At 59.9% G+C, this 14,903-nt stretch carries 16 protein-coding genes; 7 read left to right on the top strand and 9 right to left on the bottom strand.

Annotated features, from left to right (window positions below; genetic code table 11):
- Positions 1–365 precede the first annotated feature (365 nt).
- From NATGR_RS09440 to NATGR_RS09430, 3 genes are all read right to left on the bottom strand, one after another.
- Positions 366–902, bottom strand: coding sequence for an archaellin/type IV pilin N-terminal domain-containing protein (locus NATGR_RS09440; protein ID WP_005577756.1), 537 nt, complete (start codon positions 900–902; stop codon positions 366–368).
- An 8-nt stretch (positions 903–910) separates the two neighbouring features.
- Entirely contained in the window at positions 911–1,924 is a 1,014-nt protein-coding gene (locus tag NATGR_RS09435; RefSeq protein ID WP_005577757.1) for an archaellin/type IV pilin N-terminal domain-containing protein, read from the bottom strand.
- A 436-nt stretch (positions 1,925–2,360) separates the two neighbouring features.
- Positions 2,361–3,413, bottom strand: a complete 1,053-nt coding sequence (locus NATGR_RS09430) for an archaellin/type IV pilin N-terminal domain-containing protein (protein ID WP_005577758.1) — start codon at positions 3,411–3,413, stop codon at positions 2,361–2,363.
- Between the two features lie 452 nt (positions 3,414–3,865).
- On the opposite strand from NATGR_RS09430, the gene NATGR_RS09425 reads away from it, so the two are divergent.
- Positions 3,866–4,060 carry a hypothetical protein gene (locus tag NATGR_RS09425; RefSeq protein ID WP_005577759.1) on the top strand — a complete coding sequence of 65 codons (195 nt, stop codon included), beginning with the start codon at positions 3,866–3,868 and terminating at the stop codon, positions 4,058–4,060.
- A 132-nt stretch (positions 4,061–4,192) separates the two neighbouring features.
- Here NATGR_RS09425 and NATGR_RS09420 read toward each other — a convergent pair whose 3' ends face one another.
- From NATGR_RS09420 to NATGR_RS09410, 3 genes are all read right to left on the bottom strand, one after another.
- On the bottom strand, positions 4,193–5,056 hold the full coding sequence (locus tag NATGR_RS09420; RefSeq protein ID WP_005577760.1) for a CheF family chemotaxis protein: 864 nt from the start codon (positions 5,054–5,056) through the stop codon (positions 4,193–4,195).
- Complete coding sequence (locus NATGR_RS09415; protein ID WP_005577762.1) at positions 5,053–6,315, bottom strand: HEAT repeat domain-containing protein; 1,263 nt, start codon at positions 6,313–6,315, stop codon at positions 5,053–5,055. Before NATGR_RS09415 ends, NATGR_RS09420 begins: the two co-directional genes overlap by 4 nt.
- Positions 6,316–6,478: 163 nt before the next feature.
- The gene (locus tag NATGR_RS09410) at positions 6,479–7,168 is read right to left on the bottom strand and encodes a hypothetical protein (protein ID WP_005577764.1); all 690 of its coding nucleotides are present in this window, start codon (positions 7,166–7,168) and stop codon (positions 6,479–6,481) included.
- Positions 7,169–7,308: 140 nt separating this feature from the next.
- Here NATGR_RS09410 and NATGR_RS09405 point away from each other — a divergent pair, with 140 nt between their 5' ends.
- Positions 7,309–9,930 (top strand): hypothetical protein, encoded by a 2,622-nt coding sequence (locus tag NATGR_RS09405; RefSeq protein WP_005577766.1) that lies wholly within the window; start codon positions 7,309–7,311, stop codon positions 9,928–9,930.
- 122 nt (positions 9,931–10,052) lie between these two features.
- Here the strand turns inward: NATGR_RS09405 and NATGR_RS09400 are convergent, their stop codons facing one another.
- Positions 10,053–10,298 (bottom strand): DUF7385 family protein, encoded by a 246-nt coding sequence (locus NATGR_RS09400; RefSeq protein WP_005577768.1) that lies wholly within the window; start codon positions 10,296–10,298, stop codon positions 10,053–10,055.
- Positions 10,299–10,718: 420 nt separating this feature from the next.
- Between NATGR_RS09400 and NATGR_RS09395 the strand changes: the two genes are divergently transcribed.
- Positions 10,719–11,213: a helix-turn-helix transcriptional regulator gene (locus NATGR_RS09395; protein WP_005577770.1), complete on the top strand. Its 495-nt coding sequence runs from the start codon at positions 10,719–10,721 to the stop codon at positions 11,211–11,213.
- A gap of 67 nt (positions 11,214–11,280) precedes the next feature.
- Here the strand turns inward: NATGR_RS09395 and NATGR_RS09390 are convergent, their stop codons facing one another.
- Together NATGR_RS09390 and NATGR_RS09385 are read right to left on the bottom strand one after the other, a co-directional pair.
- Positions 11,281–11,721 carry a DUF7112 family protein gene (locus tag NATGR_RS09390; RefSeq protein ID WP_005577772.1) on the bottom strand — a complete coding sequence of 147 codons (441 nt, stop codon included), beginning with the start codon at positions 11,719–11,721 and terminating at the stop codon, positions 11,281–11,283.
- A gap of 28 nt (positions 11,722–11,749) precedes the next feature.
- A complete protein-coding gene (locus NATGR_RS09385) occupies positions 11,750–12,142 on the bottom strand; it encodes a 30S ribosomal protein S6e (RefSeq protein ID WP_005577773.1) in 393 nt (130 codons plus the stop codon).
- A gap of 386 nt (positions 12,143–12,528) precedes the next feature.
- On the opposite strand from NATGR_RS09385, the gene NATGR_RS09380 reads away from it, so the two are divergent.
- From NATGR_RS09380 to NATGR_RS09365, 4 genes are read left to right on the top strand one after another with little or no spacing between them, the layout of a single operon-like run.
- Positions 12,529–12,807 (top strand): hypothetical protein, encoded by a 279-nt coding sequence (locus tag NATGR_RS09380; RefSeq protein ID WP_015233504.1) that lies wholly within the window; start codon positions 12,529–12,531, stop codon positions 12,805–12,807.
- A 47-nt stretch (positions 12,808–12,854) separates the two neighbouring features.
- Positions 12,855–13,553 (top strand): TetR/AcrR family transcriptional regulator, encoded by a 699-nt coding sequence (locus NATGR_RS09375; RefSeq protein WP_005577776.1) that lies wholly within the window; start codon positions 12,855–12,857, stop codon positions 13,551–13,553.
- Between the two features lie 8 nt (positions 13,554–13,561).
- Positions 13,562–14,461: a polyprenyl synthetase family protein gene (locus NATGR_RS09370; protein ID WP_015233503.1), complete on the top strand. Its 900-nt coding sequence runs from the start codon at positions 13,562–13,564 to the stop codon at positions 14,459–14,461.
- Positions 14,458–14,796, top strand: coding sequence for a TM2 domain-containing protein (locus NATGR_RS09365; RefSeq protein ID WP_005577780.1), 339 nt, complete (start codon positions 14,458–14,460; stop codon positions 14,794–14,796). Before NATGR_RS09370 ends, NATGR_RS09365 begins: the two co-directional genes overlap by 4 nt.
- The last annotated feature ends 107 nt before the right edge of the window (positions 14,797–14,903 follow it).

The raw sequence follows: 14,903 nt of genomic DNA, 5'->3' as shown, positions 1-14,903 counted from the left end.
CTGCCCCGTATTAAATCTACTCGCCAAACCGACATGACTTAACTCTCTTTGCCGAAGAGTCTTGTATTTAAATCTGTTTGCCGAAAGGCTGCACCACACTTAACTCTAATTGCCATCACTGTCCGTCTTAAGTGGCAAATTGGCTGTGACCGCCATCTACGAACGTTCGCAAGAGTTCTATTCATTTCTAATTTCCACTACTATTCCCCTCAATTCCGTTATAATTAGGAGAACCCAAACAAGCGCCGAATATAAACGATAGCGAACGGACGAATCTGCGTTCGTCTGATGCCATCCCAAGCGTCGGCTAAAAGATCGAATCGCCACGACAGGATTCGGCCCGGCCCTGAAGCGTCTCGAGGCGTTTACAACGGGACGGACTCGCCGGCCTCGAGTTCGTAGGGGACTTCCAGATCAGTAGTCATCCGTGTATTATCACTCGTGATCAGCGTCACCGTCGCCTCCGCACCTGCCTCGAGGTCGTCGACCTCGATCACGACCGTCCGCCGGTCGTCGTCCGACTCGAGCACGGCGTCTCCGTTTTTCACGTCTTCGACCTCGAGGTACGTCTGCCCGTTCGACGTGCGGTAGTCGACGAGCGAGCCGCCGACGTCGATCGGGTTCGAACCGGAGACCATTCCGACTGTCATCTCGATCCGGTCGATGTTTTCACCGGTGCCGTCGACTGTGCCGACAGTCGAGTAGACGGTGAGGTCGTTTGCAACCTGTGCCGTGCTCTCTTCGCCGGTTACCTCGGCTTGCGAGCGCAACTCGTCGGCAGCCTGGAAGAGGACGCCCGCTGCTAGTGCAGCGACGAGCACCATCGCGACGAAAATGATGAGCGTCCCAACGCCGACCTGACCGCGGCGGTCGCGGTCGCTCTCAGCGGCCGTCACCAACATCAGCTTGTCTACAGGCTGATTGCGTCGTCAGTGAGCGTAGACGGAGCCATCAGCACTTCGACGGTCTGGGAGCCGTCAGCCGTGGTGATGCGGAACTCCGCGGAGTCACCGGCGTCGATCGTGTTGAAGCCGTCGTTGTCCTCTGCGAGGTCGATGTGAACCTGCAGGTTACGGTCTCCATCGAGAACTTCGTTGTCGACGTCGTCACCCTCGAGGTCTTCGATCGTGAGGTCCTCTAGCTCGTCGGCCTGACCGCGGACGGTCTGGTCGCCGACGAACTCGAAGGTTGCTGCGCCGAGGTCGACGGCGTCAGCGCCTGGGCCGAGCGAGACCATGATGGATGCCTGACGGACGTCGTCGTGGACGCCATCCGCGAGGGCGTCAGGGGCATCATCGTCGAGAGTGAGGTCGATCTGGTCGTTGTCCTCACCGTTCGACTCGATTACGAAGGCGATCTCATCGTACTCGTCCACGTGATCGCTGTTCAGACGGAGTTCGGTGGTGTCTTCGGCGTCTTCATCGAGGTCGCCAGCTGCAGTGCCGTCCTCGAATTCGATTTCAACGGTAGTTTCACCAGTGAGGGTGATTAGTTCGTCGTTATTAAACTCATCTGCAGCGACGTCTTCGAGGCCGAAGTCGCCGGTATCGACCTCATGGTTATCTTCGTCAATAGGATCTCCATCGTAGTTCTTGACAGTCACCTCGAAGTTCTCCACATCGGGTTCGTCATCATTGAGCCACTCCGAATCATCGTCGACGCTAAAGCTGATACCGTTATCGAAGTCGTACTCGTCGTTAGCGTCCTCGGTCACCTGCCCCGTCGCAGAGTCGACCTGGACGACGTTAGAGACCTGTGCCGTACTTTCTTCACCCGTTGCAACTGCCTGCGACTGCAGAAGACCGGCAGTGTTGATCAGGACACCTGCCGCAATCGCTGCGACAAGTACCATCGCGATGAACACGATGAGCGTCCCGATACCCACCTGACCGCGTTCTTCCTCGTCTGTAACTCGTTCGAACATTGTTGGATTACATTGCCCCGACAGCGCCACAACTACCTGTCGCGCGTCGGAACGTGGCCGTCAGTTTCGACTATCTCGTAATAAAGCTACTCGCCAACCCGACATGACTTGAATCTATTTGCCGATACGTCTCAGTACTTCCCCCAGCCGATTATAGTATTTACCTACTTTGGCCGTACAAGCGATTAAACACCCTCGAGACCAGATCCCACGAGTGAATAAATACAACCCCTGGCGGCAAATATATTTATCTACTTACTGTAGAAAGGACAGCTAGAGTATATTTCTGTCGACCAACCGCGCGACGTGAAGGACCGCCCAAAACGGGGCGTGTCTTCCCGTAGCACGACGGCCACGGTCACGAAATTCCGAACGTCACAAAGGCGACCCGACCGCAAACGTGTGCGGTCGGTCTCGTCACACGACGGCAGCGATCCTACAGGCTCACTGCGCTGTCGGTGATCGCGGACGGAGCCATCAGCACTTCGACGGTCTGGGAGCCGTCAGCCGTGGTGATGCGGAACTCCGCGGAGTCACCGGCGTCGATCGTGTTGAAACCGTCGTTGTCCTCGGAGAGTTCGATGTGAACTTGCAGATTCCGGTCACCCTCGAGGACCTGATTGTCCGTCGAATCGCCATCGAGAGACTGGATCTCGAGGTCGTCGAGTTCTTCGGCCTGGCCACGGACGGTGGTGTCGCCGACGAATTCGAACGTCGCTGCACCGAGGTCGACGGCGTTAGCGCCGGGTCCGAGCGAAACCATGACCGAGGCTTCGCGGACTTCGTCGTAGACGCCGTCGTCGAGGGCGTCACTGTCGCTGTCGTCGAGACGGACGTCGAGCTCGTCATTTTCATCGCCGTTTGGTTCGATGTGGAACGCGAGCTCGTCGTTCTCTTCAGCGAGGTCGCTGTTCAGGCGAAGTTCGATGGTGTCTTCGTCGTCTTCATCGACTGCGTCTTCTGCATCGCCGTCGATGCTCTCGTCGAACTCGACTATAACGGTGGTTTCACCGGTGAGCTCAACCTCATCATGGAAGTCAACGTCAGTGGAATCGAGGTCACCTTCGAGGTCGTCTTCTTCTTCGTTCTCGATGGTGTCGCCGTTGTTATCCTCGACGGTTACGTGGATATCCCCATCATCGAGCTCCACGTCATCTGGACCCCAGACAGCCCCGTCGAAATCGGAATCAATCTCGTTTTCACCCACTCCGGTGTCACCGGGGAGAACGAACTGGAGTCCGTTCTCGAAGTTATATGTCTGGCCAGGATCTTCGGTCACCTGACCCGTCGCCGTATTGACTTGGACGACGTTCGACACCTGTGCTGTACTCTCCTCACCGGTCGCAACTGCCTGTGACTGCAGAAGGCCGGCGGTGTTGATCAGGACCCCTGCCGCAATCGCTGCGACAAGCACCATCGCGATGAACACGATGAGCGTCCCGATACCCACCTGGCCGCGCTCTTCCTCGTCTGTTACTCGTTCGAACATAGTTGGTGATTGTTCCCCAGTGCTGGCCATGGAGGGACCAGTGGCTGCGGAACGTGTCAGACACACTTGACTGGCTCGACATAAATCTACTCGCCCCCCTTACATTACTTAAGCCTACTTGCCGTTCAGAGGCCTAATTTAAACCTTATTGCCGATATTCGACGTTCATACTTAACTATAATTGCCAGACCAATTTTCCCTAAATGTCTTCTTCGGAGTCACTCCAGACGACACGACAAACCGGAGCAAGCGTTGTGGCTGTCGACGAGCGGTTCCTCGAGAACTGGTCACTCGAGCACCCTGCGAGCCAGTGCGTACGGTGTGTCAGAAAATAAAAGCGTACTCGAGCGCCGGCCGCCGGTCTCTCGACGCACCGTTTGCCATCGGTTCGTACGTCGTTCGCGTCGCCGGCCGAGAGACTTATTCCATCAGTCCACCGAACCCATAGTAGAATGGACATCATCGACGGCGAGAAGATCGAATGCAGTCGCTGTGAGGACGTCGTCATGCTCGAGGACGCGAACGTCCTCGGGAAGCGAAACAACCGGACCTACGCCAAGCCGATCTGTGACGACTGTCTCGAGTACGTCGGCGTTCCACGGGGGTACGAACTCGAGCGCGACGTCAGTTATCTCAAACACGAGTAACGAAGCGCGTCCGACTGGACAGTTGTGTCGTGTCTCGTCACGAACGGCCTGCAGACGGTGGACTGTGCGTCAGTGCTGGCACAGTGGCGACTGGGTGGGCGGTCGTGTCGGGGTGGAGGACAGCGGTCCGTCTCACTTGCTGCTCATCGCTTCGCTGGCGATGTTCCGTCCGCGAGGCTTCAGAGCAACCTCTCGGCGGACTCGGACCTCTTCTAACACGTCGAGTTCGACGAGTCGTTCGTAAATCTCTTCGACCTCGTCGGTGTCGATGTCCAGGAACTCGGGCACTTCGAACGGCGACACCCCAGAGTAGATCGCCATCAGTACTTCTTCTTCTTTTCCGGAGAGGTCGATCTGTGAGGCGTTTTTCTCGGCACCGCGGTCGAGTACCGACTTCAGGATCGCACAGTTTTGTGCACCACCGGAGAGGTACGTCTGGACGCTCGAGCCTTCCTTGGTGTGTTCGGCTTCGATCACCGGCCGCTCCTGTCCGCGGATGTGTCGTTCGTCGCTCTCGACGGTGCCAACGTCGTCGACTTCGATCTGGACCAGCGAGCCGGATTCGACGGCGAAGTTCGCGACGCCCTCGTTGATCTTCACGCGGGCTTTCTCCCAGGAAGACTCCTGGACGACGCCACCTTTTACCGCCGGGTGTTTGATCAACACGATCTCGCCGTCGAGGATAGCCTTCTGTAACTGGAGTTCGAACTCCTCGACGTTGCCCATCGAGACGAGGTAGACGTCACTCCCGGCGTTGATACTGATGTAGTCCGAGACCTTCGCGACCGTCTGATTGACGTCGTATCGCCCCCGGATCGACTGGATCTGTGGGAGCTGGATCGTCTGTTTCCCGCTGTTGGTCGCGATCACGATCCGTTTGTTCGACAGAATGATACGTCCGTTAGACCAGTCGGTATCCGAGAGTTTTCGACCGTCCCGGACCACCTGCGTGAACTGTCCGGTAACGTCCGCGAGTTTTTGCTCGGATGTGCTCATGCGAAGTCACCACTCGGTGCGCCGGCTCCGCCGAGTTTCGAGAGTGCCGAGAACCCGCGTTTGCGCAGTCGATCGCTTTCTGTCCGGTCGACGAACCCGGAGATTCGCTTTCGAGACTCCTCGCCGCCGATCTTGCCGAGGACGAACAGCGCCTTCACGCGGGCCCCTTCGTCGCGGTGCCTGTCTTCGACGAGCTCGAGCAGTCGCTCCTCGAGACTCCCGCCGTCGAGCATCGACAGGCTCGTCGCGGCGAACTTCGAGGTCATCTCGTCGTCGTCGGCGAGGGTGTCGATTAGTGTCTCCTGGGCCTCTTCGCGGTACTGCTCGCTTGTCACCCGACCGAGCAGCCACGCCGCGTTTCGGCGCTGTGCAGTCTCGGTACTCTTCTCGAGCAGGTCGATCAGGGGCTGTTCGACCTGTGCTTCGTTTACCTGCTCGAGTTCACCGACGATCTTCTCTCGGATCTTGTGACTCGCGTCTGACGGCGCTTCCGACAGCAACTCCACCAGCGAGAACATCGCGGTCCGACGGACGACTTCGGCCTCGTCTTGGAGGCTTTCCGCGAGGACTTCCACTGCTTCGACGCTTCCGAGACGGCCGAGGGCGTCGACGGCGATCCGGCGGAGTCGCTCGTCGTCGGCTTCTGCCACGTCGACGAGTTCGCGCAAGGCGTTGTTCGTTCCGATATCCGCCAGGGCGTATGCGGCCTCGACCCGGATGCCGTATCGGTCCTCGTGGAGTCGCTGTGAAAGCGCTGGGACAGGCTCGGGTGACCCGATGCGTCCTAGTGCGCGCGCGACTCGTTTTCGAACCCGTGGGTCTGGATCGCTCAGCCGCTTCACGAGGTGTTCTACGACGTTGTCCTCGCCGATCCGGCCCAGGCCCGTTGCAGCAGCCATCCGCAACTCCGGGCGATCGGCGTTTAGCCCTTTCGCCAGTATCTGTGCTTTTTTCCACTTGGCGACGTTCTCGACATCCTGGCCCGACACTTCGCCGATGAACTGCTCGAGTGCGTCCTGTCCGTACTGATCGAGCGCGTCGATCGCTGCCGCCCTGACTTCGTCGTCGTCGTCGTTCTGTGCGGTCGCGATCAACGGATTGACGATGTCTTCCCGCGGAAATCGACTCTTGGTGACCTCCGAAGCCAGTCCGCCGAGGATTTCCGCCGCTCGACGACGGATGTCCGTGTTGGAACTCTCCTCGAGATAGGTCACGAGCTCTTCGAATTCCGCGTTTCGCTCGAGTTCGAATAGCGACATATTTCTAGATCACCTGCACGGTGCGGGGCGCAGCCATCGTCTCGCGTTCGTGTGTACGTGTTGGACCGCTAGATATTCAACGTTGGTTTTGAGCGTCGGTGTGTGCATCGGGCCCAGCAATCGTCCTACCTGTAGACGGCGGGCGGGAGAGCGGCTGCTATCGCTATCCCTCGTCGATTTCACCGTCTTCACCTGCTTGATCTCCGTCGCCTCCGATCTCGATGCCTCCGCTGCCGTCCTCGTATCGATGTTCGCCCTCGTAGACTTTCCCGTGAGTGACGATCGAATGCCAGATGTCGTCGTCGGTGATGCCGTCCTCGTTGAGGTGCTGTTCGGCCCACACTGCGTTGACGCTCCAGCCATCGACCTGTTCGTCGAAGCCACCCTGGACGTCGGTGATTAGATACTCGACGTCCGTGCCGTGGTCGACGAGCTCTTTGAACGCTTCGTAGATCGTCCAGATCTCGCTGTCGGACGCCTCGAAGTCCTCGGCGTTCGAGTTGTAAAACAGGAACATCGCTTTGGCGACTTCGTCTTCGATTCGGTACTCCGGATCGAGCTGAAGCCTGTCGACGTCGATCTCGTGTGCCTCGAGCAGGTAGTAGAACTCGCCGGGGGTTGCGTCGGGGTCGTCACCGGGCTCGACCGGTGAGATTTCTTCTCGACCACCACCGAGATCGAGCGATCCCAGACAGCCCGCAGTCGTCGCAAGCGAGAGAGTGCCGAGAGCCGAGAGAGCCTGCCGACGGTCGAACGTCGATCGGTCGGTTACTCCCGTAACCGACCGACCACTTGCTTCACGACTGGGGTCGTCGTCGATATCGTCGTTATCACACCCGTGACCCGTGCTCATCGTTACGGTATCGTCTCACCAATGAGTGAAAAGCGCGTCGGCCGATTCGACGTTTGGGACCTGTTCATGAATGCGTTCGCCCAGAGAGTATATTACGGACCCATGCAAACAGTTGCAGACACACGACCGGTGTCGTCTGGATGAACGTGACCCTGCTTACCAAGCCGCTGTCCTCTTTGCGAACGTTTGTGACCCGTATCGCCTCCCGTTCGTCCGCCCAGAAGGCGAAGGTTCTCCTCGCTGTCATCCTCTCTGTCGTTCTCGTTCTCGCGGTCGCCGGCAGTCTCGTCTACGTCGTTGGAAACGCCGGTGCCGTAGACGGCGTGCTGGAAAACGACGCCACAGACATCGAAACGTCGAGTGTCGACGACTCGAGTCACGCCCCCGTGTTGTCCGATTCACCCAACGTGAATAAGCCGGACGACGAGAAGCGTATCGTCGTTCGGTTCGAGGACGATCACGTCGTGAGTGGGGAGATCGTTACCGACGACGATCTGCCTCCCGATCCGAAAGTAACCGCTGGGGGCGAGTACCTCGTGATCGACGATCACGAAGAGCACGATCGGCGGGTCGTCCAGACGATGGACGGCGGCGACGTTGCACAGACTGAGGATGGGAAACCAGCTCACATCTCTAGCGGTGACGATCCCGACCTCGTCGTGTTCGAACGGGACTCTCACGGATCGATCACCGACACCGATTCGCTCGAGGTGAACCGCGAGGACGGAACCGTACAGACCGAAAGCGACGAACAACTCTTCGTCGACGGCGCTCCCGTCGAGTACGAGGACTACGACGTATACGACCTGACGGTCGAGATTCTCGAGGCGAACGATCCCGACGAGGGCGAGACGCTCACCGTCGAGACAGAGATCGAGAACCACGATTGGGGGAACGCTCACGAAGTCGACGGCGTAATTCGACTGCTCGAGCGCAGCGGCGAGCTCGCAGCGTCGAACGAGACGATCGACATCGACGGCGGCGAGTCGATCACGCATACGTTCGATCTGGAAACGCGAGCGACACACTACATCGCAAACGAGTTCGAGATCGACATCGCCGATGGGGAAGCCGTCGAATCGCAAGACGTCACCATCGAAGCAGCCGGAGCGGCAGTGTCGATCACCGAGACGACGTCACCGACGATACAGGGTGACGAACTCGAGGTAACGGCGCGGGTACACCGGTATGGAGACGTTCCAGAAGGAGCAGTGTCGTATCCGATCAGTTTCTACGTCGACGGCTCGGAGGTCGGAACCGAAATCATCGGGCTGTCGGCAGGTTCGACCAGAGAGATTACGTACGCGTACGAAACGGAAGACGACGACGTGCCGGAGGTCGACGTTCGGGTCGCAAGCGACACCGACTCGAGTACCGACCAAGTCGACGTCATCTCCAGAGAGGAGTACGAAGACAACATCGAAGCGTCGGTCACGGGCACCAACATCGACGAACTCGGCTCCAGTGGCACGCTCGAGGTCGACGGCTCCTTCGGGTACGATGGCGACCTTCCCGCTGGAAAGACGACGTTCCCCGCAAACTTCACTATCGATGGAACGCTCGAAGACTACCGCTACATCACGCTCGAAGACGGTGCAGACGTCGCAGAGACGTTCACTTACGATCGGGACGCCAACGAGCCGCCGATAACCGACGTCGCAATCGAGACGCCAGGTGAAGACGCGACAGTCACGTTCGACCGGGACACAGACGTCGCGTTCGCGAACGTCACCGATCCCGCAGCCCGTCACGAACCGCTAGACGCTACTGCTATCGTGACGGAGAACGGCGAAACGCCCGGACAGGACACGCTCACGTTCGAGATCGAGAACTCCTTCGCCGTCGAATCGAACGGGACCACGATGCGATCGATCCAGCTCGAACCCGGCGAATCGATCGACGAAGCCGTCACGTTCGACCTGACCAGTAACGCACCGCCGGAACTCGAGTTGCGCGCGTCCGTGGGCGACGCGACGGCTACGACGACTGTCGAAGTCCGGGACAACGTGGCTCAGTTCGAAATCGACGAGACGTCACTCGTCGGGATCGAAGACCCCGAATCCGGCATGGAGATAGCGACCACAGTTCGCAACGCCGGTGGCGTCACGGACACGCAGACGGTCTCGCTCGAGTTCGACGGCGAGACGGTTCACTCCGAAGAGATGACCCTCGAACCGGACGAAGAAGCGACCGTCTCTTCGGACGTGCCGGCTGCGGAGGAAGACGGAGTGACCCATTCGTACGGTGCCTCGACCGAAGACGACTCGACCGCCGCGACCGCGACGACGGGGGAGACGCCGGACGGCGAAACGTCGGACCCGATAACGCTTCCGAGCATGCCAGGCAGTGCGAACGCACTCTTGCTCTTCGCGTCGTTACTCGGCCTGGCTCTCGTCGGCGCAGGCGTGGTCAAGTACCGGAACGATCCGGCGGCCGTCCGCGCTCGCGTCCGTCAGTTACAAAACGCCGCCATGGACGCAATTCCCGGCATCGGGTCGGGCGCCATCATCGTCCAGAACGATCTGCCACGCGAGACGCTCGTTCGCATTCGCGTCAGTGCCGGCAACGACGTCGTGTTCCTCGAGGACTTCGAACTCGGCGAGAGCGAGCGTCGGACGTTCCACACGCTGCCGGATGCGGACCGGTTCGAGGTCGGTGCTGGCGTCGACGACATCACCTCACACGAAGAGACGTTCGGCGAAGAGACCGAGCAGGTCGGTGTGGTTCTCCGGCCCGAAGGGATCACGATCCGAGAAGTGTAGCGGTCGTCGTTGGGACGGCCGCCACAGGTCGAGCCGAAACCGTCCGAAAGAACACGGCGTTCTCGAGGCGACCACGACACCGCGAGGGGTTCTCGGTTATCGACGTTCCGTGTGTCGATTCGCTAGTGAGTGATCAAAAGGAGCTTTTCGTCGGTACGCGCGAGACAGAAGGGGCGATCAGGGGGTGTCTCGAACGATGTCGTAGACTGTTCAGTGACGAACAGTCGATCGAACGTCTCGCCACACGCTGGACAGCTGATCCCTCCGCGGTGCTCGAGGATGCGCGTGTCACCGCTGTCTTTCAGCAGTTTGAGTTTCCGTCGATGGTCGTGAATACTGAATCCGTCTGTGACATCGATACGTTCCATACGGACCGTCTTCCCGTCTCGAAAAATAACTGCAACGGCCCGCCTGCTCCCCCACATACCAACCGAACGAACAGTGTTCATCTGGATACTGTGTAGATGAGTGGCCAAAACAGTATTACCGGCCCTAGTTTCTGCGCTGGATGTAGACGCTCGAGATGTTCTCGAGAGATTATCTACTGTTTTGTGGATTTTCTGATGCTGGAATGAGAATCCTCCGGCGAGACTGCTACCTGACGATTATTATATTCATCACCACGAGTTAAAATATCGTAATCTGGTTCGTTCGGTTCCCTGTCGTTTAATACGTGTCCCAGTGATTGAATAGTCGTGTGTGGTACCGTGCTTCGGTGGATCGTCGGACCGGTGTGGCCGACGGCGAACGAGCAGCGGCAGTCACGGGACCCAAACCGGTGATCGTCAATGCGTAAGGACACAACCAGTACTGAGTCCGTCTTCGCCGAGTTGGCCCGGATAGCAGCGACGGCCGAGCAGTCAGCGACGAGAGAGATCGGCCGAGAGACGGAAGCGGATGATGGTATCGAACGCGAACTCGACGAGATGATGACATACGTCGACAGTGCGCTCCCGATCGAGGAGATCACGTTCGACGAGGACCTCGTCAAGGAAAACCTCGACGAGGTGCTCCTGTTGCTCATCGCTCTCCACGAGGAAACTCACGGCAAGGAACTGCTCTCGGATCTGTCGTACCTCTTCGATGCGACGGTCAGCCCGGGCACCGTCTACCCCCGACTGCACGAACTCGACGAGAAAGACGTCCTGTCGATGCAAGCGAAAGTCCAGACGAAAGAATACTCGATCGACGACGAGGCCTACGTCCAGCAGACCGTCGAACAGACGATGATCCAACATCTCTCGTTTGGACTGTTGCTCTATGCGTTTCTCTCCCGGCTGTAGCCGACGGGTTCGCCCTGCGTGACCGTCGACCCGACTTCGGGTTCTCGACGCAGGTACAACAGCCGACCTACGTCCCGTCCTCGAGATTCTCCGCGATGTCGCTGAGACTCTCTTCTGGCGGCTCGTAGGCGTCGTAGTAAGCCATATCACCGGGCTCGCGGAGCCCGTAGAGAAAGTCGGGCTCGACGACGTCGACGAGTACGGACCCACCCGTCACGATGCCGTGGTCGTCGACCCACTCGGCGAGTCGATCGACGCCGCCGGAAGGGTCGCGGGCCAGGTCCGGCGTCTCGTAGACGGCCGGAATCGACAGTTCGTCGCCGGTCAACGCCCGCTTCACTCGAGCGAATCGTTCGTCGCCGTCGAGGACGATCCGGACGACTTCGTCGGTCGGGAACGCACCGCGATCGTCTGCGGGGATCGATAGCTCGACGCCAGTTGCCGTTTCGGTACACGTCGTGCGGACCGTCCGAACCGATGGATGGTCACTCGAGACTCTCTCTGCCATGTGCGTTCTCGAGAAATCGTCCAGCGGGTTACTCGTCGTCTTCGCCGAGCAGTTCGTCGACGTCGGTGCTTCCGCGGTCGACGATCGAGGCGTTGACCTGTGCGACTGCGTCGGAGATTTCGCGGCCACGAACCGTGATGCGGCGGCGTTCGCCGTCACGGTCCGGATGATAGCCCGTCTGGCGCTCGTTCATGAGCACTTCGTTCGGGTTTGCTCCGGGGACGCTTTCGCTGAGCGGACGGCCGGCTTCGTCGGAGCCACCGGTGATCTCGAGAGTGTAGCCGTCGAGTCCGACGGCGTTGCCCTCGACTTCTTCACCGAGCGACTTCCCGATAAACCGGTTTGCGTCCTGTTCTTCGGCCTCGAGCTGGTAGGTCATCCCGGAGTCGGGATCACCGACGACGACAGTGAAACTTGCCATGCTCGACGGAAGACGGTCGTCGCTCAAAAGAACATCGTTTCACACCGACCTTTTGCTCTCCGGTCTGTCGCGCTGTGTGGCAGCTACGCTGTGTGGCAGCTATGCTGCCGTCAGCGCGACGTCCCTCGGTAAAAGGTCGATCAAAAGCCTCCTCCCTCCGTTCCGGCCCGCGGCGGGCCGTCACATCGGTCGTCGGCCCGCTCGCTCCTTGCGGTCGCTCGCGGTCAGTATCGGGTAGTAGCCTGCCCTTCCCCGTTGAGCGGAAGCTTGCTCTTCCGTTGGGTCGCCATCTCGCCGAATTCAGCGAGGTCGCTCCCGGCCGTTGGGACGATTCCATCGTTGGCCCGACTCGAACAGTCAAGTACGCTGCCGTCCTACGGGTAGCCGTGTTCATCGATCCCGATCGTCTCGAGACGCGCCTGCGCGAGGAGTTCGACGGCACGAGCGGGGAGCGACGTGTCGTCGTGCGCCAGGCCGTCGACCTCGCGGATTCCGGGCAGTACCGCGAGGACACCGGTGGACCGCTGACAAACGACGTCGTCGTCGCGGAACTTGCAGACGCACCCGACGGGACGCCCGCGGATCGGTGGAACTGGTGGATCGGCTCGCTCGAGATTGCCTTCGGGGACTACGGTACGTTCCGGATCGACCGGTATCGGGCGTAGTGGAGAGCGAAACGCATTTTATGATCGGCTGACCAACTAGTCAGCTAGTGACCGATCCGGACGTCCGCGACGAGATCATGAGAGCGACCTACGAGGCGCTGTGTGAGCACGGCTACACCGATTTAACGGCACAGGACATCGCCGATCGGACGAACAAGAGCAAGTCACTGCTGTTCTATCACTACGACTCGAAAGAAGATCTCGTCGCCGACTTCGTCGATTATCTCGTCGACTGGCTCGGCGAGCGAGTCGAGATGACAGAGGAGTTGCCACCGGTCGAGCGTCTGGCGACGTTCGTCGACTGGTTTCTCTATGGCTCGACTGACGACGACGACAAACGTCAGTCGTTCCACACGGCGATGCTCGAGATTCGGACTCAGGCACCCTATAACGCCCAGTACCGCGAACAGTTGCGACGGACCGACGATCGACTCCGGGAGATCGTCGAGGAAATCCTCCGGGACGGTGTCGAGGCCGGCGAGTTCGTCGACCACGACGCCGAAGAGACGGCGGCGCTGTTGATCGCCACGCTCGATGGCGCTCGAATTCGGCAGTTGACACTCGAGCACGACGTCTACCTCGAGCAGGTCCGGTCGGCGATCGTCGCACGGATTTTCGCAGATCTGCTCGCGGAAGACGTTTCGTTTCCGACCGAGTCGCTCCCTGCCGAGGAGTGGGAGCGTGCGTGGCCGTCGCTCGATAAACCCGGAGGTGGCGACGAGACGGCCGACGACGACCACGAGTGATCCCGACGATGACAGAATACACGTTCGTTTCCGACGCCGATTGCTACGACACGGCCCTTACAGGGCTGGAACCGCCCGCTCGACGGGTCGCCTCGGAGGCGCTCCCGCCGCGTTCCCGGTCCGTTCCGGCAGCACTCTGTACCGCCGCGGGAGCAGTCGCAGCCGAGGCCAATCGAGTGACAGACGAATCGACGGACGACATCGTAGCGTCCGTCGTGCGTGTCGTCGTCCCTCTCGAGGGATACGTCGACATCAGACGCGAGTTGGTGAACACGGAACGGTACGACGCGACAGCAGAAAAACGAGACGCAGCCCTGCTAGCGGGCGACTACCTCCACGCTGCGGCGTACGCTGCAGTTGACGAGGCACCGATCCCGGATCGGCGAGCGCTCGAACTGTACCGAATTCTGACGACGGGGTCGACGACGCTGTCTCACGACTTCTGTGAGGATGCAGAAAGCGACGATCGGAGTGCCGATTCGGCGGCGACGCTCGCCGGCATCGCCGCCAAACTGGGGGCGACGGCACTCGGTGCGACGACCGACACGCGAGCGGCGATGGAAACCTACGGTCGCTCGCTCGGTGGTGCACTCTCTGCTCGATCACCGAGTTCGTCGCGGCGACCGATCGACGACGCGTGTGAACTGACGGTACAGATCCTCAGCGGCGACGATCAGCCGTCCGACAGACGCGGTCGCACTGCTTACAAGCTGGGAGACGGGACGAGCGCTTCCAGTTCGGCCGCGATCGTCTCGGAGTCAGTCGAGCAACATCTCGAGCGCGCCCGAAACGCACTCGAACGCCTCGAGGCCGTCACGAATCCCGAGCTTACTCCCGCAGGTGAGCGGTCTCGGCCGTCGCTGGAGCGACTCGAGCGAGCGACGCGGGTCCCGTTTACAGAGCGATGATTTCGTTTACGCGACCGGTCTGGCCTGCGTATCTGCTGTCGGTGTTCGTCGCCGGGCTCGGACACTGCTATCTGGGCCACTGGAAACGCGGCGTGATCTGGTTTCTCTTGTACGTGCTCGCGCTCGCGTTCTTGAGTGCTCGGACGGTGTCGGACGCGCTCGAACTGGGCGACCCGTTCGTCGTCACTGCGATACAGTTCGAGCAAGTGGCCTTCGCCGACGTCGCGCTTCCGCTTGCCGTCCTGATCGTCTGTCTACTCGATGTCTATCTCATCGGACTGGCCCAGCAAACGGAGTCTTCACCGGTGGCAGAGCCGCGTTCGGACGGTTCCTGATCCCAGCGGTCCAGTCGGCGGGTCCGTATGAACCGTCCCGGCGCGGCTCCGCTCGTGGCGCCCTGTAAGAGACAAAATTCTTACCTATCGGGTGATTTTTATAGTCA

The sequence above is a fragment of the Natronobacterium gregoryi SP2 genome (assembly GCF_000230715.2).
GTDB lineage: Archaea > Halobacteriota > Halobacteria > Halobacteriales > Natrialbaceae > Natronobacterium > Natronobacterium gregoryi.
The sequence above is the reverse complement of the archived record's forward strand: the minus strand, read 5'-3'. Positions and strand labels throughout refer to the sequence as shown.